The sequence below is a fragment of the Halomonas sp. WWR20 genome, from assembly GCF_054602495.1.
Window position 1 is genome coordinate 125,175 of the sequence record NZ_JBTRHR010000001.1, and the last position, 26,942, is coordinate 152,116.

Here is a 26,942-nt window from a genome sequence, read left to right on the forward strand (position 1 = left end):
CGCCTCGGCCCTTGACTGACACCTATTCATAGGTGACCGGCGGATGTGCGTTGCGGAGTTTTCATGTCCTTTTCCGAACTTGGCCTATCCGCCGAGCTGTTACGTGCTATCGAGACACAAGGTTATTCCACCCCTACCCCCATACAGCAGCAGGCGATTCCTGTCGTGCTCAAGGGCGGTGATTTGCTGGCCAGTGCGCAGACCGGCACCGGCAAGACCGCAGGTTTTACGCTACCGATGCTGCAACGCTTGAGTGGCGGTGCCCGCCCCCGCTCGCGGCAGGTCCGGGCCCTGGTGCTGACCCCGACACGCGAACTTGCCGCCCAGGTCGGCGATAGCGTGAAAACCTATGGGCAGCACCTGCCTCTGCGCTCCCTGGTCATCTTTGGTGGCGTGGGCGCCCAACCGCAGATCGACGCCATGAAGCCCGGGGTCGATATCTTGATCGCCACACCGGGACGCCTGCTCGACCTGCACCAGCAGCGCCACGTCGACCTGTCCCAGGTCGAGATCCTGGTACTCGATGAAGCCGACCGCATGCTCGACATGGGCTTTATCCGAGATATTCGGCGCATTCTCGGCCTATTGCCGGCCAAACGTCAGAACCTGTTATTCTCAGCGACGTTCTCGGCGGAGATCCAGACGCTGGCCAACGGGCTGCTGAACGCGCCGAGCACTATCGAAGTTGCGCGGCGCAACACCACTGCCGAAACCGTCGATCAAGCCGTTTTTCGGGTCGACCGTGGCCAGAAGCGCGAGCTGCTCGCTCATCTGATCCAGACGCATCGCTGGTATCAAGTGCTCGTCTTTACACGTACCAAGCATGGCGCCAACCGGCTCGCCGAACAGCTTTCCAAGCAGGATATCCCGGCCATGGCCATCCATGGCAACAAAAGCCAGTCGGCACGTACGCGAGCGCTCGGCGCGTTCAAGGACGGCAGTTTGCAAGTGCTGGTGGCAACGGATATCGCAGCGCGCGGTCTGGATATCAGCGAACTTCCGCACGTCGTCAATTTCGAGCTGCCCAACGTACCCGAGGATTACGTGCATCGTATCGGCCGTACCGGACGCGCGGGCAGCGAAGGCCGAGCGATCTCTCTGGTCTGTATCGATGAAGACAAGCTACTTTCGGATATCGAAAAGCTGATCAAGCGCAAGCTGCCCAGCCATGTCGAGCCGGGCTTCGAACCCGACCCTAATGCCAAGCCCGAGCCCATCGAGAATGGTCGACGCGGTCAGGGGGGACGCCGTGAGGGTGGCGGCGGTCAGCGTCGCCAGGGCAATGGTGCTAGAAGTGGTGGGAATTCTGCCGCCAAGGGTCAACGCCAGGGCGCTTCCGAAAAGCCGGCACGTCGTCGCCAATCTCGAGGCACCGGTCACAACCACGGTTGATTCGTTCACGCCGCCAGCCGTGAGCGCAGCCGCGCCACGGCCTGGCTATGCAACTGACAGACTCGCGATTCGCTGACCCCGAGGACGGCCCCGATCTCCTTGAGATTGAGCTCTTCCTGATAATACAGGCCCAACAGCAGCTTTTCACGCTCCGGCAAGCCATCGATGGCGCTGATCAGCTGTTCGCGCTGGTCGCCCTGCAGCAGCGATTCCAACGGGGATAATGGTGTCCCCTCCCCCCCGGCTGCCGGCTCGCCGCTCTCCTCGACCACTTCATCGAAAGCCAGCAAGTGCCCGTTGTTGGCATCGATCAGCAATTGCTGATAATCCGTTAACGACATTTCCAGTTCCGCGGCAATCTCGCGCTCTTCGGCAGGTCGGCCGAAACGCTGTTCAAGCCGTCGAACCGCCTGGTCCAGCGCCCGCGCATTACGCCGCACGCTGCGGGGTATCCAGTCACGGCTGCGCAGCTCATCAATCATCGCTCCGCGGACACGTTGGCTGGCGTAGGTGGAGAAGCTGGCGCCCTGTCCAGTATCATAGCGCCCCAGCGCATCGAGCAGCCCAACCATGCCAGCCTGAATAAGATCCTCAATGTCGACGCTCGCCGGTAAACGCACCTGAAGCCCCAACGCATGGCGTCGTACCATGGGTAGATGTTGCTCAAGCAGTTGAGAGTGATTGATTTTGCCCTGTGCCGTATACATCGCCTCGCCTCGGGTCGGAGTTAGCTCAAGTTCAGTGACACATGACACTGATCCATGACCCCACGCTTGGCATTATTGACGCGACGGCGCATCTCCCAAGTCACGAATACCCGTTACTTCCAGCCCCTATTTTCCATTTTGTATCAATATGTATCGTATGCCAGGCAATGATCTCTTCAAACGGCATGGGTTTGGCGAAAAGATAGCCCTGCAACTGGTCGCACCCGTACTGCTGCAGCAGTAGATGCTGCTCGGTACTTTCGACCCCTTCGGCCACGACGATCAGGTTCAGCGCATGGGCCATGCGGATGATGGCATCGACGATATTGCGATCGTCGTCGTCGTCGACCATGTCCATGATGAAACTGCGATCAATCTTGAGAGTGTCGACGGGGAAGCGCTTGAGATAGCTGAGACTGGAGTAGCCGGTGCCGAAATCGTCAAGCGCCACCGAAGCGCCGGCTGCTCTCAGACGCGTCAACAGTTCAGCGGCTCGAGCCGGCTCCTGCATCAGCGAGCTCTCGGTAATCTCCAGGGAGATCTCTCCCGGCGAAACATGGTGATGGCGCATGATACGCTGCAGTTGATCGGCGAAATCGGATTCCATTAACTGACGGGCCGCAATATTCACGGCGATTTGCGATACGAGCCCTTTCGCCTTCATGCGCTGCAAGTCCTGACAGACCCGCTCAAGAATCCAGTAGCCCACCGGTACTATCAGCCCGGTATCCTCAAGCACCGGAATGAACTGGGCCGGGGACATGGGAGTATTGTCGGGGCCACGCCAGCGTAACAATGCCTCGAAACCGACCAGCTCGAAGGTACAAGCATCCACCTTGGGTTGGTAATGCAGCTGGAATTCCTCGTTCTCCCAGGCCCGGTTCAATGCACTTTCCAGCGAGAACCGGCTGAGTGTCGTTTCGTCGTCCCCCGACTTGAAAAAACGGATCGTGTTGCGTCCTTGATACTTGGCATTGGACAGAGCGACATCCGCGTTCTGCATCAGGATATCGGTGTTTTCGCCATCCTGCGGGTAGCTGGAGATGCCGATACTGGCGGTAATGAACACCGCATTGCGACCGAGCGTAAAGCGCTGACTGAGCGCCACCGAGATGCCATGCGCCACGACACGCTGATCTTCCTGGCTGCGCTCACCCTCCAGCACCACCGCAAACTCGTCCCCTCCCAGACGCGCCAGCAGTGCCGCCGAGTTCAATGCGACATGAATACGCCCGGCAACCTGCTTGAGCAATTCGTCGCCCTGATGAGGCCCCAGGCTATCGTTGATTTGCTTGAATCGGTCGAGCCCTACGAGCAACAGCTGAAAAGCTTGGCGTTTGCGGCAGGCTCTGCCCAGCCACTCCTGACAATGTGTACGGTTGGCAAGGCCCGTCAGTTGATCATGGTTGGCGAGATAATGCAGACGCTGCTGACGTTCCCGCTCCTCGGTAATATCGGACAGTACACCCACCATGCGCACCAACCGTCCTGCTTCGACGACCGGATAGCGCAGGTCATGAACCCAAACCACATTTCCATCGGGATTTAGCAGACGGTACTGCAGATCGACAGGTGCGGGATCCTGCATCCATTCATGACAACTGTCGGCGACTTTCTGGACCTGGGAGACATCCTCGGGATGGATATGTCGCATCCAGGCGCGCGCATCATCACTCAGCGTATCGAGCCCCACCCCCAGAATACGCTCGAAGGAGGGACTGATATATTCGTAGCGCCCTTTTTGCAAATCGTACACCCAAAAGACTTTGGGCACCTTGTCGATCAGCTCATGCAAGCGCGCCTCGCTTCTCTCGAGCGCAGCGTTCAGGCGCTGCTGTTCACTCACGTCCCGCGACACGATCAGTACGAAGCGTCGACCGGATACGTGCAATGGCACGAAACAGAGCTGCCAGTCGCAGCATCCCCCCCGGCAGTTCTGTCGCCAGGCGATATGCTGCCGACGTGTTCCCTCCAGCGCCTGCTCGAGCAGCTTCTGCAGTTGTGCACGCTGCCCCTTGGGCCATCGGTACGCCCAAGGCCGGCCAAGCGCCGTCTCGCTATCCACGTATCCCAACTGCATGCGGCCCTGGTGTGCCACGAAACATACCAGCCCCTGCTCATCGACGATTTCGATGCAGCCGTTCTGGGCGTCAATCAGCCCTGCGAGCAGGGCTCGCAACACATTGTCCTGTCGAGCGTAGGTGTAATGAGCAGCCACCTCACGAACGCCCCCATCTGTGTCGCCATTTATCAGGCGTTCGATAAGGGCCAGATCGTTGTTGGAATTCAGCAGCGCCATAGCAAGTTCCACAGTCCTGTCAGTGGATAAACGGCTCGGCCGCAAGCCAGTCTTTTATATACGTACAAGCCGACACGGACGGTCAGCTCTTATCCCTATCGACTGCTGGTGGCAAAACTGTAATTTCCCGGAGCGGCCACGCAAGTGGCCCAGCGCTCAACCGGCGGCATCACTGATAATCGACGATGACCTGCAGGCCTTTTACACGCATCGATGTTGCGTGTCTCACCCCAGACGACAGGCGAAAGCGAAAATACACCGCGCTATCAGCCGGCAAACCTGCCAGCGCCTCAGTGGTTCCCTGCCCTGCCGGTAGCGCCGTGCAGCGCGTCGGATGGCATAGCCATGCTTCCAGCACCGGCGTGACATCCGGTGGCGCCTGATAGCGCCAGCGCACCCGGGTGATACGGCCTCGATGTGCGGGGCTTTCGGCAGGAGGCTGCAGGTTCTTCGAGGTTTCGAGCCGTCCCGGCGTGGTCAGCAGCACGCTTTTGCCTTGAGCGACCCAACTGCCTGCCGCTGCCCACGCCGGAGACACTGACAACATACCCACCGCCAGGACAAGGCTCAGGGCATTCACCAGCCCCAGGGCAAGACGCGCCAGCCTCATTTAGTCATCCCCTGCTGATGAGTTTCACGTTCCTGCAGAATCAGCAGTTCGGTGTCGAGATACCGTGCAGCCGACTGCTGCAGGTTCTTGAGTAGGCCCGATGCCGGGGACAGCCCGGCATGCACCACCAGCAGACGCGACGGGCCATCTGCCAAGCGCAGCCGTTTCAGGGCCAGATAGGCACGACGAAAGCCGTCGGAGTCATGCTCGACCCACAGTGCCCAGCGTGCCTGCTGCTGCGCCAGGGTCGGCAGATGGGGATTACGCGTATCCAGCGGGACGACACGCCAGCCATGAGCATTGCCCACCCACCGGTGTCCCTGTCGTTGCCATCGCTGCAGCGCTTGCATTACACGCTGCGACGCGCCTGTCGAGACGCTGGGTAAGCCTACGGTCATGAGCATGCGTAGCTCCGCGGCGGGGGCCTCGGAGCTTACGACTCGAGGTGCTGCTGGCTTCGGTTCCCTCACCTCCTGGGCTTCAGCCCAGCGACGCAGCCCTGCGGCTTGGTCCAACGCACTCATTGTCCGGCCTCAAGGCCAGCCCCACCTAGATCTCGAAACACGTCGCACGCCGTCAGCAGCTGAACCAGCGCCTCGAGAAGCGTTATCGCCGAACGTGAACGGCGGCTGCCCAACAATCCCAGTAACTGGGCCCTGACATCCCGCGCCCAATCGCCTCGCTCCAAGTCGAGCCGGCTGGCGGCAGCGGCAAGTGAACCGGCCAGTAACAACTGCAATTCGGGGTCGCATGCCGAGCGCCCGCTATCGTCGATTCGCTGCCAGGCACGCTTGGTCAGAGCAGGCAGCTCCTCCTGAGCCAACTGGTGACAGAGCACTTGAAGTCGGACCGCGTCGACTCCCCCATCGGACGTGGCTGGAGACAGCCAGTAGCGCTGCGCCAGCCGTTGGCCGCTGTCGCACTCCGCCAATTCCCCCCACCAGGCCTGAACCGGTTGTCCATCGGCCAGGCGCACGCCAAGGGTACGCATGACCAGGCGAGCCGTACGTCCGCGATAGCGGCAATCCAGCGTTTTCAACACCGATGCCTCGTCACGCAGGGCACTGAGCCTATGCCGCTCGCCGTTCAGACTGACCCGCGAATGGCCCTTGGCGCCTGCCAGCCATACTGAGCGGGAGTCTTTACCCGCCAGGTACAGCCGCGCCTCGATTCCCGGGCAGGACGGTACCAGTTGATAATCCACTTCCTGCTGCTGTTCCGCGCAAGTCAGCCGGGGCTTCTCACCGGCAGGCAAGCGATGCATCAGCCAGGGCAAGAGCGAAGGCAGGCCTTGCCCATCCAATACCCACGCCGGCAGTTGCCAAGTGCTGCCTGTCGGGGCGCCAAGACGTGGCCATAACATCGTCGATGGCGTCGAACCATGACGTTCGCCCTGCAGCATCTTGCCCCAGGCGGCAGGCTCCAGCAGCGCCGGCACACCCGCCGACTGAGCCGAGGCTGACATGCCCGACAATCGCCATGCGCGCTCCAGTCCGGTGAATCCAGGCATCTCCCGGCGCAGCACGTCGAGTGTTGCCGCCAGGGAGCGCCCCTGTCCCAACAACCCCCGAGTCAGCGACTGCAGTTTACGCCCCGCCCCCGCCTGTCCACGTGGCGCCACGCTGTCCAAGGCAAAAGGCGAGTCGCCATGTTCCGATAGGGCCTGATGAAGCAGAGATTTTCGCTCGGCCAGGCGCAGATCCTCGGGAACTTGCTGACCATGTGAAACATACAGTACCCGCAAGCCATGGCGCATTACGGTATCCAGCACGGCGCCCAGACGCGGAGCTTCATCGACTTTGGTCAGGATACAGCCATCCAGTCCGGCACCCGCCTCGCGAGTGGCTTCCTGATAGGTCTTCACCACGTCTTCCAGCGTATCGCCATGACTGGCAGCGTTGAGCAGCAGCAATCGTCGCACCGGCCGTTGTCCCCCGCCAAGACGTGCGATCTGCCCGGTCACGCGCTGGTCACGCTGACTCATGCCGACGGTATCGATGATGACCAGCCGCTTATCGGAGAGTTGCTCAAGCAGACCGCCCAGCGGGGCGTCGGCTTCCAAGGCATGCACTTCGACACCCATCAGACGGGCATAGATGCGTAGCTGCTCGTGGGCGCCGATACGATAGCTGTCGGTAGTGACCAACGCGACATTGGCGCTGCCATGGCGCATCACGTAGCGCGCCGCCAGCTTTGCCGTAGTCGTGGTTTTACCCACCCCGGTGGGCCCCACCAGCGCGAACACGCCACCCTTGTCGAGCAATACCGCCTCGTCCTCAAGCACCGGCAGGCGTGCCGCCAACTGGCGTTCAAGCCAGGCATCCGCTTGAGCGGCCTCGGCATGTAACTCGACAGGAAGGGCCTCGAGCAGCTCCAGTGTCAGGCGCGGACCGAAACCCGCCAGTAGCAGCCGCTGGCGCAACGCCATGACCACCGGAGAAGCTTGCCCCTCATGCGAAGCCTCACCCGAGCGGGACAGCATCTCGCGCATGCCCTGCATTTCTCCGAGCAGGCGTTCGCCGAGCGCTGCGAAATCCATCGACTCCTTCACCGGAGCGGGTGCAGCATCTTGAGCGGCACGCGTGGGAAGCGCCGCGGTGGACGGCGCAGTTGACGAAACGCCCGAGTGCGGCGGTGCCGGCACTTGACGCGGCGGCGCTGCATCGCGTACCTCGCCTCCCGTCAGGCGCTCATGCTCGTCATTGGCCAGAGCCAGGACTTCGACCCCCTCGTCGAGCCAGCGGTTGGAAAGGATCAAGGCATCCTCGCCCAACATGGCGCGGACCTGACGCATGGCGTCGCGGCTGTTGGCGCCAATGAAACGATGCACGCTCATCAATGGCCTCCGATCATGGTGGTGACGCGCAGAGTACGGTCATCGGGAATTTCGGCTTGGGACATCACGACCAGGTGTGTGAGGCGCCGGCGCAGGAAGCGCGCCAGCAAGGCACGCAGACCATGCTGGACCACCAGCACCGAGGGTTCGCCACGGGCTTCCTGGCGCTCCACAGCCGCCACCGACTGCTGCATGAGCGTGTCGGCCAAGCCCGGCTCCAGCGCTCCGCCATTGCCCATCGCCTGCGCCAGCACCTGCTCGAGGTTGGCATCCAGCCCAATGACGTGCAGCTCCTGCCCACCGGGGAACCATTGCTGGGTAATCGCCCGACCCAGCGCGATACGTACCACCGCCGTCAAGTCATACGGGTCGCTCTGCGGTGTCGCGTGTTCCGCCAGCGCGTCAAGGATGGTGCGCATGTCGCGAATCGAGACTTCCTCATTGAGCAGGTTGTGCAATATTCTCTGCAGCGCGGTCAGCGTCAGTGCTTTGGGCACCACCTCCTCGACCAGAGCCTTGTTTTCCTCTCCGACCTTGTCGAGGAGCTGCTGGACTTCCTGACGGCCAAGCATTTCGCCGGCGTGGCCATGCAGCAGATGGTTGAGGTGCGTGGCGACGACGGTGCTGGCATCGACCACGGTATAGCCGTAAACCTGGGCCCGCTCGCGCTGTCCACCCTCGATCCATACCGCCGGCAGGCCGAAGGCCGGATCCTTGGTAATAGTTCCTTCGATGCTCCCCGAGACCTGACCGGGATCGATCGCCAGCCATTTACCCGGGTAGGCTTCGGCACGTCCGACTTCAACGCCCTTGAGAGTAATCACGTACGTATTGGGGCCGAGCTCGAGATTATCGCGAATATGCACCACCGGCGGCAGAAAGCCGACATCCTGAGCGAACTTCTTGCGTACGCTCTTGATCCGTCCCAGCAGTTCGCCCTGCTGGCGCTGATCGACTAGCGGAATCAGACGATGGCCGACTTCCAGGCCTAGCGTGTCGACCAATTGCACATCGTCCCAGCTGGCTTCCGGCGTTTCCGGCACCGGTGGCGGAGTCTTGGCGCTGACCTGCTCCTCGGCGCTGCGCTGCCCTTTCTGCACCAGCCACCAGCCCAGCGAGCCAAGCAGCACGGCAAACAGCAGGAACACCAAGTTGGGCATACCCGGCACCATTCCCAGCAGGCCCATCACGCCGGCCGCCAGAAACATTACTTGGGGGTTGTTGAACAACTGACTGATCAACTGCTGGCCGACGTCCTGATCGGTGTTGACCCGCGACACCGTGACGCCCGCGGCGGTGGAGATCACCAGTGCAGGAATCTGCGCGACCAGGCCGTCGCCCACGGTGAGCAGCGTATAGGTCCGCGCAGCTTCGGCAAACGGCATGCCATGCTGGGCCACGCCAATGATCAAGCCCCCGATCAAGTTGATGACCATGATCATCAGACCCGCCATGGCATCGCCACGCACGAACTTGCTAGCGCCGTCCATGGAGCCGAAGAAGTCGGCTTCCTGAGAGATCTCGCTACGTCGCTTACGAGCGTCCTCTTCTCCGATCAGACCGGCGTTGAGGTCGGCATCGATGGCCATCTGTTTGCCGGGCATGGCATCCAGGGTGAAACGCGCACCGACTTCAGCGATACGCCCCGCCCCCTTGGTGATGACCATGAAGTTGATGACCACCAGAATCAAGAACACCACCAGCCCCACGGCAAAGTTGCCGCCGATCAGGAACTCGCCGAAGGCCTCGATGACAGCACCCGCCGCCCCGGCCCCCTCGTGGCCTTCCATCAACACGACCCGGGTGGAGGCCACGTTGAGCGATAGCCGCAGCAGGGTAGAAAACAGCAGTACCGCCGGAAACGCCGCGAAATCCAGCGGTTTCTGGGTAAACATGCTGACCAGCAGCACCATGATCGCCAGCGCGATATTGAAGGTGAAGAATATGTCCAGCGCGAACGGTGGCAAGGGCAGGATCATCATCGACAGGATCATGATGATCAGTACGGGGCCCGCCAGCAGCTTGAAGCGTGCGTCGTTCAGCCAATTCTGGCGGCCCAGCAGGTCACTCAGCGCATTCATTCGGATTCCTTGGCATCGCTATCGGCTTGGCGGCTATCGTCGCGTTGATTGTCAGACACATGATTATCCAGCGCCTCGGGAACGGGCAGATCCCTTGGAGTATCGGGCATCGCCCCCCCCTCTTCGCGTACGCGCTTCAGGCGGTAGGCCCAGGCCAGAACCTCGGCCACCGCAGTGTAAAGATCCGCCGGGACCTCATGATCGAGGTCGACGTGATGGTATAGCGCACGCGCCAACGGCGGCGCCTCGAGCAGCGGCACATGATGCTCACTGCCCAGTTCGCGAATTCGGGCCGCCACATGATCGGCCCCCTTCGCCACGACGCGTGGCGCTGACATCTCGCCATCACGATAGGAGAGCGCTACGGCATAGTGCGTCGGGTTGGTGACGATGACATCCGCGTCGGGCACCTTGCTCATCATGCGCTGCCGGGCCATCGCCTGTTGCTGCGCGCGGATGCGCCCCTTGACATGCGGGTCGCCTTCGGACTCCTTGTGCTCCTTTCGGATGTCTTCCTTGCTCATGCGCAGTTTCTTGGCGTGGCTCCACAATTGATACGGCACGTCGATCAGAATCACCACGATCAGCGAGACGACGATCAACGCGCAGCACAGCACGGCTAGTTCCATGGCGGTCGCCAGCGCCTGATCCAGCGACTGGCTCGCCAGCCCCAGCAGCTCCCCACGATGCGCCCACAAGAAAGTGACCGCCACGCTGCCGACCAGGGTCGACTTGGCAATGGCCTTGGCGAGCTCGGCCAGAGCCTGGGTCGAAAACATCCGCTTGAGGCCCTTGACCGGGTTGAGCTTGCTGGCCTGGGGCTTGAGCGACTTCGCGGAAATCAGCCAGCCTCCCAACAACATCGGTGCCACTAGTGCCACTACCGTCAGCAGCATGAATAGCGGCATCAGCGCAAGCAGCGTTCGCTGCCCGAGTTGCCAGACATGCGTCAGCATCAGGGCGGTGTCGAACGCCAAGCCTCGTTCAAAAAGAAACGATTGTTCCATGACCAGACCCAACTGGTCGTAAAGCAGGCCACCCATCGACCACAGACCCGCCACCCCGCCCGCCAGCAACAGAAACGTCGTCAACTCGCGGGAACGTGCAACCTGGCCTTCCTCACGCGCCTTTTCCAGGCGCCTGGGTGTGGCCTCTTCGGTCTTGTCATCGTCGCTGTCGCTTTCCGCTGCCATGTCCTTCTCCGCCCACAGGCGTTGGATGGTCGGGTGGATGCAGCGTATTCTGGCGGGACAAAGATAGGAGCAATCACGTGAACAGCGTGACGATTCACACGCTATTTATAATGACAGTCTAAGTGGCAGTTGCGCGTCGGCAATATGCCGTCGCGCTGGGGAAGGCCAGGATCCGCATGGATCCTGGAAAGCCGGCTCGCGGCGAGCCGGCGATAGGGTTCAGAAACCCAGGCTGTCGAGCAGATCGTCCACCTGATCCTGACTGCTGACGGCGTCTTCGCCGTCCGGCTTGATCTGAGGGCCATTGAGCAAGGTGTTTTCCTGTTCCTTCTTCTCATCGGCGACACGCTGTAGCTCGCGACGCTCATGCCCCTCGGGAACATTGTCCACCAGCACCTGGACCAGTTGATTCTCGATCTGACGGATGACCTCCATCATCTTCTTGATGACCTGGCCCGTCAGGTCCTGGAAGTCCTGAGCCATCATGATTTCTAGCAATTGGGCGTTGGTCGCCTGGGTCTTGGCGGGGATATCCTGCAAATAGGTGCGGGTATCCTTGACCAGATCCTTGGCATCGCTGAGTTCGATGGGAGACTCGAACCAGGACTGCCAGCGTTGGTCGAGCTGCTGCGCCTGCGCTTCGAGCTTTTCCTGGATAGGCTGAGCCTGGTCAATGGCGTTAAGCGCGCGATCCGCTGCCTGCTCCGTCATCATGACCACATAATTGAGACGATCGCGAGCATCGGGGATGGCTTGGGCCGCCTTCTCGACCTCCTTGTCGAGACCCAACTCACGCATGCTGTCATGCAACATGCGCGTCAACTGGCCGATCCGCAGAATCAGATCGTCGGCGGGCACGTTACGCGTGGCCCCCTCTTGTTCTTTAAGCGCTTCTCCGCTCATGATCAGTGCTCCTCCAGGCTCACTTGCCCAGTTTTTCGAATATCTTGTTGAGCTTCTCTTCCAGGGTTGCCGCGGTAAAGGGCTTCACCACGTAACCGTTGGCACCCGCCTGGGCAGCCGCGATGATGTTTTCCTTTTTGGCTTCAGCCGTCACCATCAGCACTGGCAGGTGAGAAAGCCCGGAATCCTGACGAATCTCCTTGAGCATGGCGAGCCCATCGAGATTCGGCATGTTCCAGTCCGATACGACGAATTCGAAATTACCGGCACGTAGTTTATGCAATGCTTCCTGACCATCCTCGGCTTCTTCTACATTGGTGAAACCCAGCTCTTTCAACAGGCTGCGAACGATACGACGCATGGTCGGAAAGTCGTCCACCACCAAAATACTCATGTTCTTGTCAGCCATCGTGATTCCTCGTCCTGCTTGGCTAATGCATCGGCATCGTACGCCGATACTCTCTATGGATATGGGAGAACGGCCGGTGCCGGTCAGCCCGTTTAAAATTCTTCCCAATCATCGGCATCACTAAGCGCCGCTTTTGGGGGAGGCGCTGAGCGACTCGCGTCGCGCGTTTCACGTGAGCTGCCCAAAGCTAGCGGCTTGTCGGTTGCCGTGACGGCCTGATGCACGGCGTCATCCGCCAAGCGAAAAGATGCAACGGCCTTTTCGAGCCGCGCCGCCTGCTCTTCCAGAGAGGCTGCGGCAGAAGAGGCTTCCTGCACCAGTGAAGCATTCTGCTGGGTGACCTGGTCCATCTGGACAATCGCCTGATTCACCTGAGTAATGCCGTTACTCTGCTCCTGCGATGCAGCGGCGATTTCATCCATGATGTCGGTGACGCGATGTACCGCTGCGACGATCTCCTGCATGGTGCTACCTGCCTGGTCCACCAGCGCCGAACCGCTCTCGACACGCCCCACCGAGGCGTTGATCAGTTCGCGGATCTCCTTGGCGGAGGCCGCCGAGCGGCTGGCCAGCGTTCTGACCTCTCCGGCGACCACGGCGAAACCGCGCCCTTGCTCGCCGGCACGCGCCGCCTCGACGGAAGCATTCAGCGCCAGAATGTTGGTCTGAAAGGCGATGGAGTCGATCACTCCGACAATCTCGGTCATTTGCCTTGAGCCCGAGGTGATATCGCGCATGGTCTCCACCACCTGGGCCACCACTTCACCGCCACGTCCGGCAGTCTGGGAGGCATCCGACGCCAGTTGGCTAGCCTGACGCGCATTGTCGGCGTTCTGCTTCACCGTGGCGGTCAATTCCTCCATGCTCGACGCCGTCTCCTCCAGGGATGCCGCCTGTTGCTCGGTACGTGAGGATAGGTCGGCATTGCCACCGGCAATTTCGCGAGCACCGCTATGAATCGAGCCACTGCTCGCGCGCACGGTACCCACGGTACGGGCGAGTCCCGTCTGCATGCGTTGCATGGCGGCAAACAGACGCCCGATTTCGTTATTGCCCCGCTCGGCGATGGCTTGCGAAAGGTCGCCTTGCGCGATCCGGTCGAAGTGTGCCACCGCCTCGTCGAGAGGCTTGACTACGATCCGCATCAGCCCCATGCGGACGCCCACCGCAATCAGGATCGCCAGCCCCAGCAGTAGAAACGCCACCAGCTCGACGTTATGTGCGAAGCCCTCGTTATCGGCGATGAGCTCCGCCCCCCGCTCTTCGCTATAGCGAATGAATGCCTGAGTCGCTTCATCGAAATCACGGGTCAGTTGCGAAAGAGTTTCATCCTGGCTCAACGCATAACCGGGGTCCGCGTTGTTAAGCAAGGGAGTCAGCCCTTCATTGACCAATGCGGTATACGTGGAGATGATCGCCTCGACGTAGGGAAGCCGCTGGCTGTCCTCGGGCATCGGTACTGCCTGGAACTCCGCAAAGCGCTGCTCGCCTTGCGCCAGTGCCGCCTTGGCGGCGTCAAGCATGTTCATGGCACGGTCGATATCGCCTGCCTGGAAGGCATTCATGTAGCTGGAGATGAGTACTTGAGCACGCAGCAGATTGACTTGGGTACGATTAAGCGTGGTGGATTGTTCCACATTGATCTGCGCCAGCTCATCGATAACCTCGCCGCTGACGTTCTTGGCCAAAAACCCTAGGGCGCTGACCATTCCGATCAAGGTTACCATCACGACCAGAGCCAGGGTCAGGCTGAACCTGACCGAGAGGTGGCGCATTTTCCCTTCCATTCTTTACGTCCCCGCGTTAACGCACTATATCGTTTGAGCCGTTGAAAATTTGTAAGCCTTACACTCGCTGGGCACGCCCCGAGGCGGCTACCCGCCCCAGTAGTTTTGAGGCGATATCGTCCAGTGGGGAGGTTTCCACGGCTCCCCCCAGTGCAATGGCCTCACGCGGCATGCCGAAGACCACGCAGCTTTCTTCATCCTGGGCCAGGGTATGCGCGCCGGCCTGACGCATTTCGAGCAGTCCTGCGGCGCCGTCCTTGCCCATGCCGGTCAAGATCACCCCAACCGCGTTGCGTCCGGCGGACTGGGCCGCGGAGTGGAACAGCACATCGACGGAGGGGCGATGTCGGTTGACCGGTGGGCCGTCATCCAGACGCACGACGTAGTTGGCCCCCGAACGAGCCAGCTTAAGATGATGATCCCCTGGTGCGATGTAGGCATGCCCGGGGAGCACACGCTCGCCATCCTCGGCCTCCTTCACGGTTATCCGGCATAACCGATTGAGACGCTCGGCAAAGGAGCGGGTAAAGCCCCCCGGCATATGTTGCGTAATCAGAATCGCCGGACTGTTGGCGGGCAATGGCTCGAGTACGCTGCGAATTGCCTCGGTTCCTCCGGTCGAAGCGCCGATGATGATTAGCTTCTCACTGGAGAGCAGCGGTGCATTGAGAGGCGCACTGGCCTGTGTCTGGGTATCGCGACGCAAGGTGCGCGGACGCGACTTGGCGGCCACACGGATCTTGTCGGCGATCAGCTGCGTGTATTCACGCATGCCGTCGCGGATACCGATTTCGGGCTTGGCAACGAAATCCACCGCCCCCAGCTCCAAGGCGCGCAGGGTGATTTCCGAGCCTTTCTGGGTCAAAGACGAAACCATAACCACCGGCATCGGGCGTAACCGCATCAGCCGTTCCAGAAAATCCAGGCCGTCCATCCGCGGCATTTCGACGTCAAGCGTCAGCACATCCGGGTTGGTGCGCTTGATCAGGTCCCGCGCCACCAAGGGATCGGGCGCTGTCGCAACGACTTCCATATCCGGCTGGCTATTGATAATTTCGCTCATCAGGTCGCGAATCAGCGCTGAATCGTCAACGCAAAGCACCTGGATCTTATTGGGGGACAAAGTAACGTCTCCTTCTGGAGCCCCACCCTGCGGGCACTGGCCACATGAATTGGCGTTTTGGGGCCGGTCTTGACCGCACCGACCCAATATGTGGCGCCATGTAAGAATTATCGGCGCCGTTACGCCGGGCTTGAGGGCTTACGCGACAATTCGTAAACCGTTTGTCCCCGTAACCGAAAAGCTTGACTGATATAGGAAAAACTTTCCGAATGCCCCGCAAACAACAATCCGTCAGGCTTGAGCTGGGGCGCAAAACGCTCGAGAATCCGCGCTTGGGTCTGTTTGTCGAAATAGATCATCACGTTGCGACAGAAGATGGCATCGAATGGCCCCTTGACGGCCCAGCTGGGCGCCAATAGGTTAAGCGGCTGAAAATCGATCATCTCGGCAATTTCCGGACGCACTCGAACCATGCCCGATTGCGCGCCATTTCCCTTGAAGAAAAAGCGCTTGAGCTGCGCCTCGGAAAGCTTGCCGACCTGCTCGAGGGAATAGACGCCGGCGCGGGCCTTGGCCAACGCCTCCGTATCGATATCGGTCGCCACAATCCTTGCCTGGCTGGCACGCGAGCCCAATGCCTCGATGAGCGTCATGGCCAACGAATACGGCTCCTCCCCCGTGGAGGCGGCGGCACACCAGATCCGCACCGGTCCCGACACTTGTACGACATGCCGAGCCAGTAGCGGGAAATGATGTGATTCGCGAAAGAATGCCGTGAGGTTGGTGGTCAACGCATTGGTAAACGCCTCCCACTCCTTGGCCTCGAAGTTACGCTCAAGACGGTCAAGATATTCGGAGAAGCGGGTCATGCGATGCAAGCGCAACCGCTTGGCGAGACGGCTGTAAACCATCTCGCGCTTGTGCTCCGCCAGCACAATGCCGGCGCGCTGATAAATAAGCTTGCGAATCCTTTCGAAGTCGGAATCGGTCAGCTCGAGGTCTCGCTCGAGAGCGCTGAAGCCGCTGGACTGATTATGCGGCGGCACCAGAACATCACGGGTCATGGCGTTCAAAAGGCCTCCCAATCATCGTGTGCAGGCGCTGCCTGTTTGGCAGCAGGCTTGTTTGCGGCCGGCCTCGGCTGGCTGCCCGACGACAAGGCGGGCCGGGAACCGCCGAGCGCTTTGGGAGAAGCAGCGCTTTCATGCTGTTCAACTTCGCTTCCGCCTAGCCGGAAGACGGCGACGGAATGCGCCAGGAAGCGCACCTGAGCTTCTAGCTCCGAGGCGGTCGTGGCCGAAGTCTGGACGAGCTGGGCATTCTGCTGCGTGACATCGTCCATCTGAGTGATGGCTTGGTTGATCTGCTCGATGCCGCTGGTCTGTTCTTCGGAAGCCGCCGAGATTTCATGCATGATGTCGTTGACGCGTTTGACCGAGACCACGACTTGCTCGATGGACGCCTCGGCCTGGCGAACCAGCTCGGCACCACTACCGACTTCCTTGGTGGAGGCATTGATCAGGTCGCGAATTTCCTTGGCCGCTTGGGCGCTACGACTGGCCAGATTGCGCACCTCATCGGCCACCACGGCAAAGCCGCGCCCCTGCTCACCAGCCCGTGCCGCCTCTACAGAAGCGTTCAGTGCCAGAATGTTGGTCTGGAAGGCAATCGAGTCGATAACGCCGACGATATCGCCCACCTTGCGCGAACTCTGGGTGATCCTGTCCATGGTCTGGACGACCTGCCCCATGACCTCACCACTGTTGCGTACGGTATCGGCAGCTCCACCCGCCAACTGACTGGCCTGACGCGCGTTGTCGGCGTTCTGCTTCACCGTGGCGGTCATCTCCTCCATGCTCGATGCCGTTTGCGTCAGCGAGGCCGACTGTTGCTCAGTACGCGCTGACAGATCGACGTTGCCGGTGGCGATATCCTGCGTGGCGGGAATTACCACGCCGACACCGGTATTGACGTCATGAATGATGTTGCTCAAGCTGCGGCGCATGGTATCCAGCGCGCGCGTCAGGCGACCGACTTCATCATCGTTGTGCTTGGACATCTGCACCCCGAGGTTACCCGCGGCGATCTGCAGCGTAACGTTGAGCGCCTCGCGAATCGGTCGCAAGGTGGTGCGAATCGTGCGGACCCCTAGTACCAGCAACAGCAATAGGCCGAGCAGCAGAAGTCCGCCCTGCGCCATCAGCATGTTGCGCTCCTGCTGCTCAGCCTGCGCCGCCATCGCCATGGCATTGTCACGCTTGGCCTGGATCAGGCTGTTGAGCGCCGTACTCATTGCCTCGTTTTCACCGATCATGACATCGTTGTAGGCCACATAGGCTTGGTAGAAATCCCCGCTACTCAGAGAGTTCATGACAGCGCCCAGACCATCGTCGATGTAATGACGCAAATTCTTGCCAAACGCCTCGGCGGTCGGCGTGTGATTGATTTCACGCGCTTCATATTCCGTCCAGGTGGATTCGAGCTCACTCAGGACCTTTTCCACCTTCTGACCGACCGTCTCCATGTTATCCGACATGGGATTGCTGACCGGGCCACTTACCAGCTGACGCCCCTTGGCCATCAACTGATCGAGCTCCTGCAGGCGCACGACGTCTTCAAGCCCATCCCGATTGAGCGTGTGCAGGCGATCACCGGCCTGCATCAAACTGTATATCGACAAACCGCCGCTGAGGGCGAGGGTCACCACGCCGATACTGATCATGCCGATCAAGCGACTGCGCAGCGTCCCCAGCTTGATGCCGCGCAGGCGGCCCAATACACCACTCGGCTTCAGTTCGCCACGCGCCATGCGTCCGCGCCGCTGCCCTGCAGCCATTGCGGCGTAGGCTTGCTCGGCATACGCGCGCGCCTTGGCATCGGCCCGGATACGTACCGAGGTATAGCCCACGATCTGGTCAGCCTCGACAATCGGTGTCACCGTTGCATGGACCCAGTAGTAATCGCCATTCTTGCGGCGATTCTTGACCAGGCCGGTCCATACCTCGCCTGCCTTCAGGGTTTGCCATAAATTGGCGTAAGCAGCAGAAGGCATGTCGGGATGACGCACGATGTTGTGCGGTGCCCCGATCAATTCTTCCCGAGTAAAACCACTTGCTTCGATGAAGGCAGGGCTGGCATAGGTAATCTGCCCCTTGGCATCGGTACGGGAGATCAGGAATTGATGCTCGCTGATTTCGTATTCCCGCTCGGTAACCGGCTGGTTGTTACGCATTGAATTGTTCCCTGAATCCGCTGTTTATTTAAGTATTGTTAACCATGTATTGAGTCGTTGGCGGCGCCCAAAGGCTCTAACGTCACGCTCAGGTGGCATGAAAAGGTCTAGAATGACTCCCACCCCGTCGCTTGTGTTTCCCGATCCGGTGATGTCATGGAAACTCGCCCTTCGGTTTTCTCCTGCATCAGGTGCCGGACACCGTGCGAGGCGCCATCACTCTGCAGGGCTTTTTCCGGATGCCCCCTGCCCGCTAGCTGAAAGACAGCCACGGATTCGCGCAGGGCGGCAGCTTGTCGCTCGAGATCGGCCGCCGAGCGGGCGGCATTCTGCACCAGCGATGCGTTCTGCTGCGTGACTTGATCCATCTGGGTAATGGCCTGATTAACCTGGCCGATGCCGTTGCTCTGTTCTTGAGACGCGGCGGCAATCTCGTCCATGATGTCGGTGACTCGCTGAACCGCCGCCACGATATCGTTCATGGTGCGTCCCGCTTGGTCGACCAGGACCGAGCCACTTTCGATACGGCCCACGGAGGCGTCTATCAGCGTGCGGATTTCCTTGGCGGAGGCCGCAGAGCGGCTGGCCAGCGAGCGCACTTCACTGGCGACCACGGCAAAGCCACGTCCCTGTTCGCCGGCTCGCGCCGCCTCGACGGAAGCGTTCAATGCCAGAATATTGGTCTGGAAGGCGATCGAGTCGATCACGCCGATGATCTCGGCCATCTGATGGGCGCCCTGGGTAATGCTGCGCATGGTGGTCACGACATCGCTGACGACTTCGCCGCCACGCTGTGCGGTTTGCGACGCTTCCGATGCCAGCTGGCTCGCCTGACGTGCGTTATCGGCATTCTGCTGCACCGTCGAGGTCAGCTGCTCCATGCTGGATGCGGTTTCCTCCAGCGAGGCGGCCTGCTGCTCGGTGCGCGAAGAGAGATCGATATTGCCTTGAGCAATGTCGTGTGAGCCTGAATAGATGTTATCGCTCCCCTCGCGCACCATACCCACGGTACGCGAAAGGCTTTCCTGCATGCGTGACAGCGCCGAAAACAGCTTACCAATCTCGTTCTCGCCACGCCCTTCCACCGTGACGGACAGATCGCCATGCGACATGCGCTCAAAGTGATCGACGATTCGTTTAAGGGGATTGATGACATTGACGGTAACACCCCATAGCACCACCGCGACGACTATCAACGCCAACGCTACGGCGATGCCGAAGGCAACTTCCAAGACAAGGGACTTGCTCTGGAAGTCCTGATAGAAGCCGGCACCCTGCTTCTCGATGGTGACGAAATAATCCACGGCACTGGTATAAAAAGCATCATTGAGCGCACCGATACTGTCGATAGCCGATGCATACCCCTCGAGGTCACCGGTCTCCAGCGCGGCTAGCTGAAGCTCCAGCGCCTCCATCAGCGGCTGATAGTTCGCCTTGATCTCGGCAATCAGCGCTTGATGGCGCGGCGGGAATGGCATGCTGAAGAACGTCGCGAAGGTGTCATTCAGCTCGGCGATACGGCCTTCGAACACCGAGCCATCCTGATCCTGGCCAGGATGCTCCTGCAGATAATGGTAATGCTCCTGCATGTCCAGGCGCAGCATCATCAGTTCGCTGTTGGCACGATTCAAGGTCGACTTCTGTTCGATATCGACCTTGTTGAAGGATTTCAAAGCATCTTGACCGTACTCCACCGCATAACCGCCCAGCGCACTGACCATCAGTACCAGTCCGGTGAAGGTCAACAGCACCAGAATCCAACTGACGCGCACCGTCATATTGTCGAGTAGCTTCACTGTACCTCCCTGCATATCTCGGCGGTCAATATCGACCTGTAAGCTTCTCTCCGGTAGCCGCAAAGAGAAGCTGGACAACAGCGTATTTTTTTAGTGTCTGTAAGGGGCACCAACGCCTGGCTACCAGGCGCGTCATGCGCCTGGGCCTGTTCGGTTTTTAGGTTATCGGCGTAGTGCGTCCGATCTTGAGGGCAGGAATGGCTTTAGAAGGGTTGGCTTATGCTTCGCTTAACAGGTGGGGGACACTCTGCGCCGCACTACGTTGGGCATCGCGAGTTTCAGCTAACGTGAACCACGTGACCTCCTGAACCAGCCGCTCGGCCTGTTCACTCAACGTGGCAGCGGAACCTGCGGCCTGCTGTACCAGCATGGCATTCTGCTGCGTGACTTCATCCATCTGCCCTACGGCCTGACTGACCTGCTCGATGCCTGCACTCTGCTCGCGAGAGGCGGAGGAGATTTCCTGCATCAGTTCGGTCATGCGTGCCACCGAGGTCACTACGCCACGGATGGTTTCACCGGTTCTGTCGATCAGTACCGCGCCGCTATCGATCTGCTGATGGGAAGTGTCGATCAGGGTGCGGATCTCGCGGGACGCCTCTGCACTACGGCTGGCCAATGTCCGCACTTCGCCGGCGACGACGGCGAACCCCCGCCCCTGCTCTCCGGCCCGAGCCGCCTCGACAGAGGCGTTCAGTGCCAGAATATTGGTCTGGAAAGCGATGGAATCGATAACGCCGACGATATCGGTTACGCGGCGCGAGCTTTCGGTGATGGCGCGCATGGTGGTGACGACTTCATCCATCATGTCTCCCCCGCGAGCGACCTGGGTACTGGCCTCGCTGGCGATGTCACTGGCCTGCTGAGCATTGTCGGCATTCTGGCGCACGGTCTGGGTCAATTCTTCCATGCTCGAGGCCGTTTCCTCCACCGAAGCCGCTTGCTGCTCGGTACGTGCCGAGAGATCCTGATTGCCGGTCGCGATCTGGCCGGCGCCGACACTGATCCAGTCCGTGGCCTGGCGAATGTTGTTCATCGATGAGGCCAAGCGGGTACGCATGCCTTCGATGGACGCCAGCAGGCTGGTGGAGTCGCCGGCTTTGAGGGTCAGGGGTCGCGAGAGATCGCCTTCAGAGATGCGTTTGACAACCTCCTGGGCATGATGCGGATCACCGCCCAGACTTTTCAGGACATCACGAATGATCCAGCCCATGATCAATGTCACGGTCGTGCCGATAATCAGCAGTAACAGCCCTAGCTGAACGAGGCTTTTCCAGAACTTGGCGCCGATATCATCCAAGTAGACTCCTGCAGCCAGGTTCCAGTCCCAGACGGGAACCCGTTGGACATAGCTGAGTTTGGCTACCTGCCCGCCTCCCGCCTCGGCACGTTCGGACATGTAGTTTACGAACCCGCCGACCTGAGCATTGTTGTCCGCAGTGGACTTCAGTTCACGGTAGAGATGTTTCCCTTGGGTATCCTGATAGCCGCTCATGTCATCGCCCCTTTCACGGCGCGGATGGGCGACGATCCGTAACTCATTGTCGAAGGCAAAGATATATCCACCCTTGCCAAAGCTCAGGTTGGCCAACCTGTCGATGGCTCGTGACTGAGCCTCCTGGGTGCTCATTTCACCGCGCTCGACGCGCGCCACGTAATCCTCCACCAGATCGCGAGCGCTGCCTACGAAATAGCGCAGGCTCGCGACACGCTCATCGAGCAGACCCTCGCGTTTATCGAAGGCCGTCCATCCTACCAGCACCAGCATCCCTACCCACATCAGGGCCAGCGTGGCCCACAGTTTCCTACTCGTCGTCCAATCGCGCATGGCACTCTTCGCTTATCGTCTAGGGATTAGGTTGCGTTAGGTATATTCGGTTTTTGTGAATTTATAGTATCGATTCTCCAGGTATCGACTTGGAGGTCTTGAAATTTAGGGTCGGATACATTGCCGCGCGGAATAGCCACAAGAAAACCCGTTCCGAGCGGAACGGGTAAAGAGGAAATTCATTGGCAGGTGAATACGCTGAAGCAATGAGGGAGATGCCTGCTTAGCGTCTATCTGGTGTTACTTACCGGTCTTGTCGATCAACGCCATCTCTTCGCTCGTAAGCAACTTGTCGATGTCGACCAGCACCAGCATGCGATCCTCCAAGCTGCCCAGACCACTGAGGTAATCAGAGGACAACGCCACACCGAACTCCGGTGCCGGCTTGATCTGCTCCGGGGTCAGGCTCATGACATCGGAAACGCCATCCACCACGATGCCGACGACGCGCTCGCCCACGTTGACGACGATGACCACGGTCTGGCCACCATACTCGACGTTATCGAGATGGAACTTGATGCGCAGGTCGACAATCGGCACGATCACGCCACGCAGGTTGGTCACCCCCTTGATGAAGGCCGGCGCATTGGCGATGCGGGTGACGTTTTCGTAACCGCGAATCTCCTGAACCTTGAGAATGTCGATGGCGTACTCTTCTTCGCCCAGCGAGAAGACCAGGAACTCGCTGCTCGCGGCATCGCTGGCCGCCATGGTGGCCTGTGATAGGTTCGTCATGATGGTAGGACCTCCTGCTTAGGTTCCGCCAGGCTCTCGCGGCGTATCGCCGGCGTTTTCTGACGGTTGAGTCGTTGTAGATCGGCAATGTCGAGGATCAGCGCCACGCTACCGTCACCCAGGATGGTGGCAGCGGAAATCCCCGGGACCTTGCGGTAATTGGTTTCGAGATTCTTGACCACGACTTGCTGCTGACCGATAAGATCGTCGACCAGCAAGGCGTAGCGGCGCCCTCCACCCTGAACGATCACGGCAATGCATTCGGTCGGCCGAGTCTTGGCCCCTTCGATATCCAGCACTGAATGCAGGGCGACCACTGGCAGATACTCGTCACGCATTTTGAGCAGCTGATCATCGCCCGCCATGGTGTAAAGATCGTCGGCCTGGGGCTGCAAGGACTCGAGCACCGCCCCCAGCGGCAAAATGAACATTTCCTCGCCGGCCTTGATCGACATGCCGTCGAGGATGGCCAGGGTCAGCGGCAGTACGATGCGCGTCGTGGTGCCGTGGCCGGTCTGCGAGGCAATCTCGACATGGCCGCCCATCGCCTGGATGTTGCGCTTGACCACGTCCATGCCCACGCCGCGTCCCGAGACATCGCTGACCTGTTCGGCGGTGGAGAAGCCCGGCGCAAAAATCAACTGCCAGACTTCATCGTCACTCATGGTGTCGGAGACCGCCAGCCCGTTGCTTACCGCCTTGGCCAGCAGCTTTTCACGATTGAGCCCGGCGCCATCGTCGATGACTTCGATGAGGATATTGCCTCCCTGATGCTGGGCGGACAGCGTCAGGCGCCCGGTACGGGGCTTGCCTTTGGATTCGCGCACTTCGGGCGTCTCGATACCGTGATCGAGACTGTTGCGCACCAGGTGGGTCAGCGGATCGATGATGCGCTCGATAAGACTCTTGTCGAGTTCGGTGGACTTGCCCTCGGTCACCAGCTCCACATCCTTGTTCAGCTTGGCGGCGAGGTCGCGCACCAGCCGCGGGAAGCGGCTGAAGACATAGTCCATGGGCATCATGCGGATCGACATCACCGCTTCCTGCAGATCGCGGGCATTGCGTTGCAGCAGGTTCATGCCGTTGGCCAGCGGCCCATGGGTGACTCCGTCCAGATCGCCCGCCGTCTGTTCCAGCATCGACTGGGTGATGATCAGCTCACCGACCAGATTGATGATCTGATCGACCTTGTCGACCGGCACGCGGATGGTACCCGACTCGCCCCCCCCTTTGGCCGCAGGCTTGGCACCTGTCTTGGCCGGCTTGGGTGCCTCGTTCTTGGTCGGCAGGACATCCGCTTTTACTGGAGCTTCCTGCACGACAGGCGCTGGCGCCTCGACGGCCGGCTCGTCCTGCTGGGCGGCGGATGCACCCGACGCGGCGGGCTCCTTACGGATTTCCAACTGCTCGGGTTCGATGATAAAGCACATGACTGCCTCGATATCATCGGCACTGACGTTGGACTCCAACCGCACGACATAACGCGAGGCATCACCCGCTTGCTCGAGAATGGACCCGAGCTGCCCCAGCTCCTCGACAAGCAATTCACGGTCCTTGTCGGATACGCCCAGCAGGGTAACGCTCAGCGCGCCCACGCCGGCCGCCTCGGTCGCTGCCGGCTTGGCTGGCTCGGGGTCAGGAGCCGCCGGCTTGACCGGCGCGCTGCCGCCATCGACACTTTTGCCCATCTCATCCAGCGCAAGTTGTTTGAGTGTTTCGCAGATGCGCGCATAAGCGTCAGGATCGGGTTCGGAGCCATTGCGGTAGGCATCCAACTGGTCGTGAAGCATATCCTTGGTTTCCAGAAAAAGATCGACGATGTCCCGGCGCAGCGCCATCTCGCCACGGCGCGCATGATCCAGCAGGTTTTCGAGAAGATGAGTCGTGTTCTGCAGAATGCTGAAGCCAAAGGTGCCGGCGCCCCCCTTGATGGAATGCGCAGCGCGGAAGATGGCGTTGAGCTGCTCGGCGTCCGGCTCGTCAACGTCGATTTCCAGCAAGTGCCGTTCCATGTCACCCAGAAGCTCTTCCGCTTCCTCGAAAAAGGTGTCGTAGAAATCGGTAATATCCATGCTCATTTCCACAAGTAGAGTCAGTGGGCCCCGGGCGACCAGGTCGCTACATTGCCGGGGAAGTAGTCGTCACGTCCGAGTCAGCCGAAACCGTCTCCGCCTGGCTGTCCTGTCGTGCCGTTGCCGGTGTCTCGGGCAGTTCGACCTGCGGCACACCAGGCACCGGCGAAGCCATGACGCCCATCATGCTTTGCGCCTCGATCCTGGCCGCCGCCCGCTTGTCCAGCACAATGATACTGATGCGCCGATTTACCGCATCGCTGGGATTTGTCTCGGCCAGGCTGATGCGTGAGCCCATCCCCGCGACCCGCAGCAGCTTGGTGGAATCCAGACCCGACGCTACCAGCTCTCGACGCGAGGAGTTGGCGCGATCCGCGGAGAGTTCCCAGTTGCTGTAGCCCCGCTCGCCACCGGCGTACGGAATATCGTCGGTATGTCCACTCAGGCTGATGGAGTTGGGCATCTCGTTGAGCACCGGCGCGATGGCTTGCAGAATCTCACGCATATAGGATTCGAGTTTGTCGCTGCCCAGCTCGAACATCGGCCGCTGGTCGGAGTCGACGATCTGGATGCGCAGCCCCTCCGGAGTCATGTCGATGCGCAACTGGGAGCGCATTTCCCGCAGGCGGGGATTGGCCTCGATGACTCTTTCCAGCCGCTGGCGTAGATTGATCAGCCGCTGCTGTTCCTCGCTGGGCCGTGTCTGCAGGCGCACATCGATTCGCTGGACCTCGCCCTCGGCGTGGGTCGGGTCGGGCCCGCCGCCGGGAATCGCGCTGGTGCTCGCGGTATTCTTGTCGCCCCCCGTCAATGCCACTGCGATCGGCGTACGGAAATACTCGGCAATCGACTTCAACTCGTTCTCGCTGGCAGACGACAGGATCCACAGCACCAGGAATAGCGCCATCATTGCCGTCATGAAATCCGCATAGGCGATTTTCCAGCTGCCGCCATGATGTCCGTGCACCACCTTCTTGCGCTTGATGATGATCGGGCGACGATCCTGACTCATGCGGCACCTGCGTCGGGCTTGTTGTTGCGCACATGATCTTCAAGCTCGCTGAACGAAGGACGCTCGGCGCTGTGCAGCGCCTTGCGCCCGAATTCCACAGCCAGTTGCGGAGCATAACCGTTGAGGCTCGCCAGCAGCGTGACGCGAATGCACTGGAGCATTTTCACACCTTCCGCCACCTGCCGATCGATACGGTGCGACACCGGCGTCACGAAGCCATAGGCCAGCAGAATACCGAGGAAGGTTCCCACCAGAGCGTGAGCGATCATGATGCCCATCTGCTCCGCTCCGGCATCCGCTGAACTCAGCGCCTTGACCACCCCCATCACCGCCGCGACGATGCCGAAGGCCGGCAAACCGTCCCCGACCTTGGCTAGCGCATCGGCAGGGATATGCGCTTCATGCTCGAAGGCCTCTATTTCATGCTCCATCAACGCATCGATTTCATGCGAATCCATGTTGCCGCTGATCATGATACGCAGGTAATCGGTCATGAAAGCCATGATCATGGGATCGGCGAGAATACGCGGATATTCTGCGAACAGCGCACTCTCCTGGGGCGAGTCGATGTCGCGCTCAATGGCCAGCATGCCATCGCGACGCGCCTTGGAGAGCAGCTTGTACTGCAGAGCCATCAGCTCCATGTACATGGCCTTGTTGTATTTGGTCGTTCTCTTGAGCTTGGACACCGACTGCAATGTCGCCTTCATCGCCTTGCCATTGTTGGCGGCGATGAAGGCGCCCAGGGCTGCTCCACCGATCATGAGAAATTCGGTGGGCTGGAAGAGAGGTCCCAAGCTACCGCCGGCCAGGACGAAGCCGCCGAATACCGACAGGGTCACAATCACAAAACCGATCAAAATGAACACTGAACATTCCCCTGGCTGCATACGTAACTGACGTGTTGAATCTTCTATCGGCAGCAGGCGGTCCGGCCTTGAGGAATAAGCGCAGCGGAAATGCAAGTTTTCATCGGGGGGCCGTTAG

20 protein-coding genes are annotated in these 26,942 nt (G+C 60.2%); 1 reads left to right on the forward strand and 19 read right to left on the reverse strand.

From position 1 onward, the window contains the following. Positions 1 to 63 precede the first annotated feature (63 nt). On the forward strand, positions 64 to 1,392 hold the full coding sequence (locus ACW4DH_RS00525) for a DEAD/DEAH box helicase (protein WP_459634397.1): 1,329 nt from the start codon (positions 64 to 66) through the stop codon (positions 1,390 to 1,392). A 5-nt stretch (positions 1,393 to 1,397) separates the two neighbouring features. On the opposite strand, the gene ACW4DH_RS00530 is transcribed toward ACW4DH_RS00525, so the two are convergent. From ACW4DH_RS00530 to motA, 19 genes are all read right to left on the reverse strand, one after another. After that, the gene (locus ACW4DH_RS00530; protein ID WP_459634398.1) at positions 1,398 to 2,099 is read right to left on the reverse strand and encodes an RNA polymerase sigma factor FliA; all 702 of its coding nucleotides are present in this window, start codon (positions 2,097 to 2,099) and stop codon (positions 1,398 to 1,400) included. 100 nt (positions 2,100 to 2,199) lie between these two features. Next, positions 2,200 to 4,398: a putative bifunctional diguanylate cyclase/phosphodiesterase gene (locus ACW4DH_RS00535; RefSeq protein ID WP_459634399.1), complete on the reverse strand. Its 2,199-nt coding sequence runs from the start codon at positions 4,396 to 4,398 to the stop codon at positions 2,200 to 2,202. A gap of 169 nt (positions 4,399 to 4,567) precedes the next feature. Next, entirely contained in the window at positions 4,568 to 5,008 is a 441-nt protein-coding gene (locus ACW4DH_RS00540) for a flagellar protein FlhE (protein ID WP_459634400.1), read from the reverse strand. After that, positions 5,005 to 5,412 (reverse strand): hypothetical protein, encoded by a 408-nt coding sequence (locus ACW4DH_RS00545; protein WP_459634401.1) that lies wholly within the window; start codon positions 5,410 to 5,412, stop codon positions 5,005 to 5,007. Before ACW4DH_RS00545 ends, ACW4DH_RS00540 begins: the two co-directional genes overlap by 4 nt. Positions 5,413 to 5,528: 116 nt before the next feature. Continuing rightward, positions 5,529 to 7,844 (reverse strand): flagellar biosynthesis protein FlhF, encoded by a 2,316-nt coding sequence (gene flhF / locus ACW4DH_RS00550; RefSeq protein WP_459634402.1) that lies wholly within the window; start codon positions 7,842 to 7,844, stop codon positions 5,529 to 5,531. After that, positions 7,844 to 9,925, reverse strand: coding sequence for a flagellar biosynthesis protein FlhA (gene flhA / locus ACW4DH_RS00555; protein WP_459634403.1), 2,082 nt, complete (start codon positions 9,923 to 9,925; stop codon positions 7,844 to 7,846). Before flhA ends, flhF begins: the two co-directional genes overlap by 1 nt. Beyond that, complete coding sequence (gene flhB, locus ACW4DH_RS00560; protein ID WP_459634404.1) at positions 9,922 to 11,118, reverse strand: flagellar biosynthesis protein FlhB; 1,197 nt, start codon at positions 11,116 to 11,118, stop codon at positions 9,922 to 9,924. The genes flhA and flhB overlap by 4 nt, the downstream gene beginning before the upstream one ends. 219 nt (positions 11,119 to 11,337) lie before the next feature. Next, positions 11,338 to 12,021: a protein phosphatase CheZ gene (gene cheZ, locus ACW4DH_RS00565; protein WP_459634405.1), complete on the reverse strand. Its 684-nt coding sequence runs from the start codon at positions 12,019 to 12,021 to the stop codon at positions 11,338 to 11,340. Between the two features lie 19 nt (positions 12,022 to 12,040). After that, positions 12,041 to 12,430 carry a chemotaxis response regulator CheY gene (gene cheY, locus ACW4DH_RS00570; protein WP_459634406.1) on the reverse strand — a complete coding sequence of 130 codons (390 nt, stop codon included), beginning with the start codon at positions 12,428 to 12,430 and terminating at the stop codon, positions 12,041 to 12,043. 92 nt (positions 12,431 to 12,522) lie between these two features. After that, positions 12,523 to 14,205: a methyl-accepting chemotaxis protein gene (locus tag ACW4DH_RS00575; RefSeq protein WP_459634407.1), complete on the reverse strand. Its 1,683-nt coding sequence runs from the start codon at positions 14,203 to 14,205 to the stop codon at positions 12,523 to 12,525. 70 nt (positions 14,206 to 14,275) lie between these two features. After that, the gene (locus tag ACW4DH_RS00580; protein ID WP_459634408.1) at positions 14,276 to 15,340 is read right to left on the reverse strand and encodes a protein-glutamate methylesterase/protein-glutamine glutaminase; all 1,065 of its coding nucleotides are present in this window, start codon (positions 15,338 to 15,340) and stop codon (positions 14,276 to 14,278) included. A 119-nt stretch (positions 15,341 to 15,459) separates the two neighbouring features. After that, entirely contained in the window at positions 15,460 to 16,344 is an 885-nt protein-coding gene (locus tag ACW4DH_RS00585; RefSeq protein ID WP_459634409.1) for a CheR family methyltransferase, read from the reverse strand. A gap of 5 nt (positions 16,345 to 16,349) precedes the next feature. Next, on the reverse strand, positions 16,350 to 18,512 hold the full coding sequence (locus tag ACW4DH_RS00590; protein WP_459634410.1) for a methyl-accepting chemotaxis protein: 2,163 nt from the start codon (positions 18,510 to 18,512) through the stop codon (positions 16,350 to 16,352). 107 nt (positions 18,513 to 18,619) lie between these two features. Further along, positions 18,620 to 20,308 carry a methyl-accepting chemotaxis protein gene (locus ACW4DH_RS00595; protein WP_459634411.1) on the reverse strand — a complete coding sequence of 563 codons (1,689 nt, stop codon included), beginning with the start codon at positions 20,306 to 20,308 and terminating at the stop codon, positions 18,620 to 18,622. Between the two features lie 217 nt (positions 20,309 to 20,525). After that, positions 20,526 to 22,136 (reverse strand): methyl-accepting chemotaxis protein, encoded by a 1,611-nt coding sequence (locus ACW4DH_RS00600; protein WP_459634412.1) that lies wholly within the window; start codon positions 22,134 to 22,136, stop codon positions 20,526 to 20,528. A gap of 240 nt (positions 22,137 to 22,376) precedes the next feature. Then, the gene (gene cheW / locus ACW4DH_RS00605; RefSeq protein ID WP_459634413.1) at positions 22,377 to 22,871 is read right to left on the reverse strand and encodes a chemotaxis protein CheW; all 495 of its coding nucleotides are present in this window, start codon (positions 22,869 to 22,871) and stop codon (positions 22,377 to 22,379) included. Further along, entirely contained in the window at positions 22,868 to 24,943 is a 2,076-nt protein-coding gene (cheA, locus tag ACW4DH_RS00610) for a chemotaxis protein CheA (protein ID WP_459634414.1), read from the reverse strand. The genes cheW and cheA overlap by 4 nt, the downstream gene beginning before the upstream one ends. A 46-nt stretch (positions 24,944 to 24,989) precedes the next feature. After that, entirely contained in the window at positions 24,990 to 25,955 is a 966-nt protein-coding gene (gene motB / locus ACW4DH_RS00615; protein ID WP_459634415.1) for a flagellar motor protein MotB, read from the reverse strand. Beyond that, positions 25,952 to 26,824 (reverse strand): flagellar motor stator protein MotA, encoded by an 873-nt coding sequence (gene motA, locus ACW4DH_RS00620; protein ID WP_459634416.1) that lies wholly within the window; start codon positions 26,822 to 26,824, stop codon positions 25,952 to 25,954. The genes motB and motA overlap by 4 nt, the downstream gene beginning before the upstream one ends. Positions 26,825 to 26,942 lie beyond the last annotated feature (118 nt).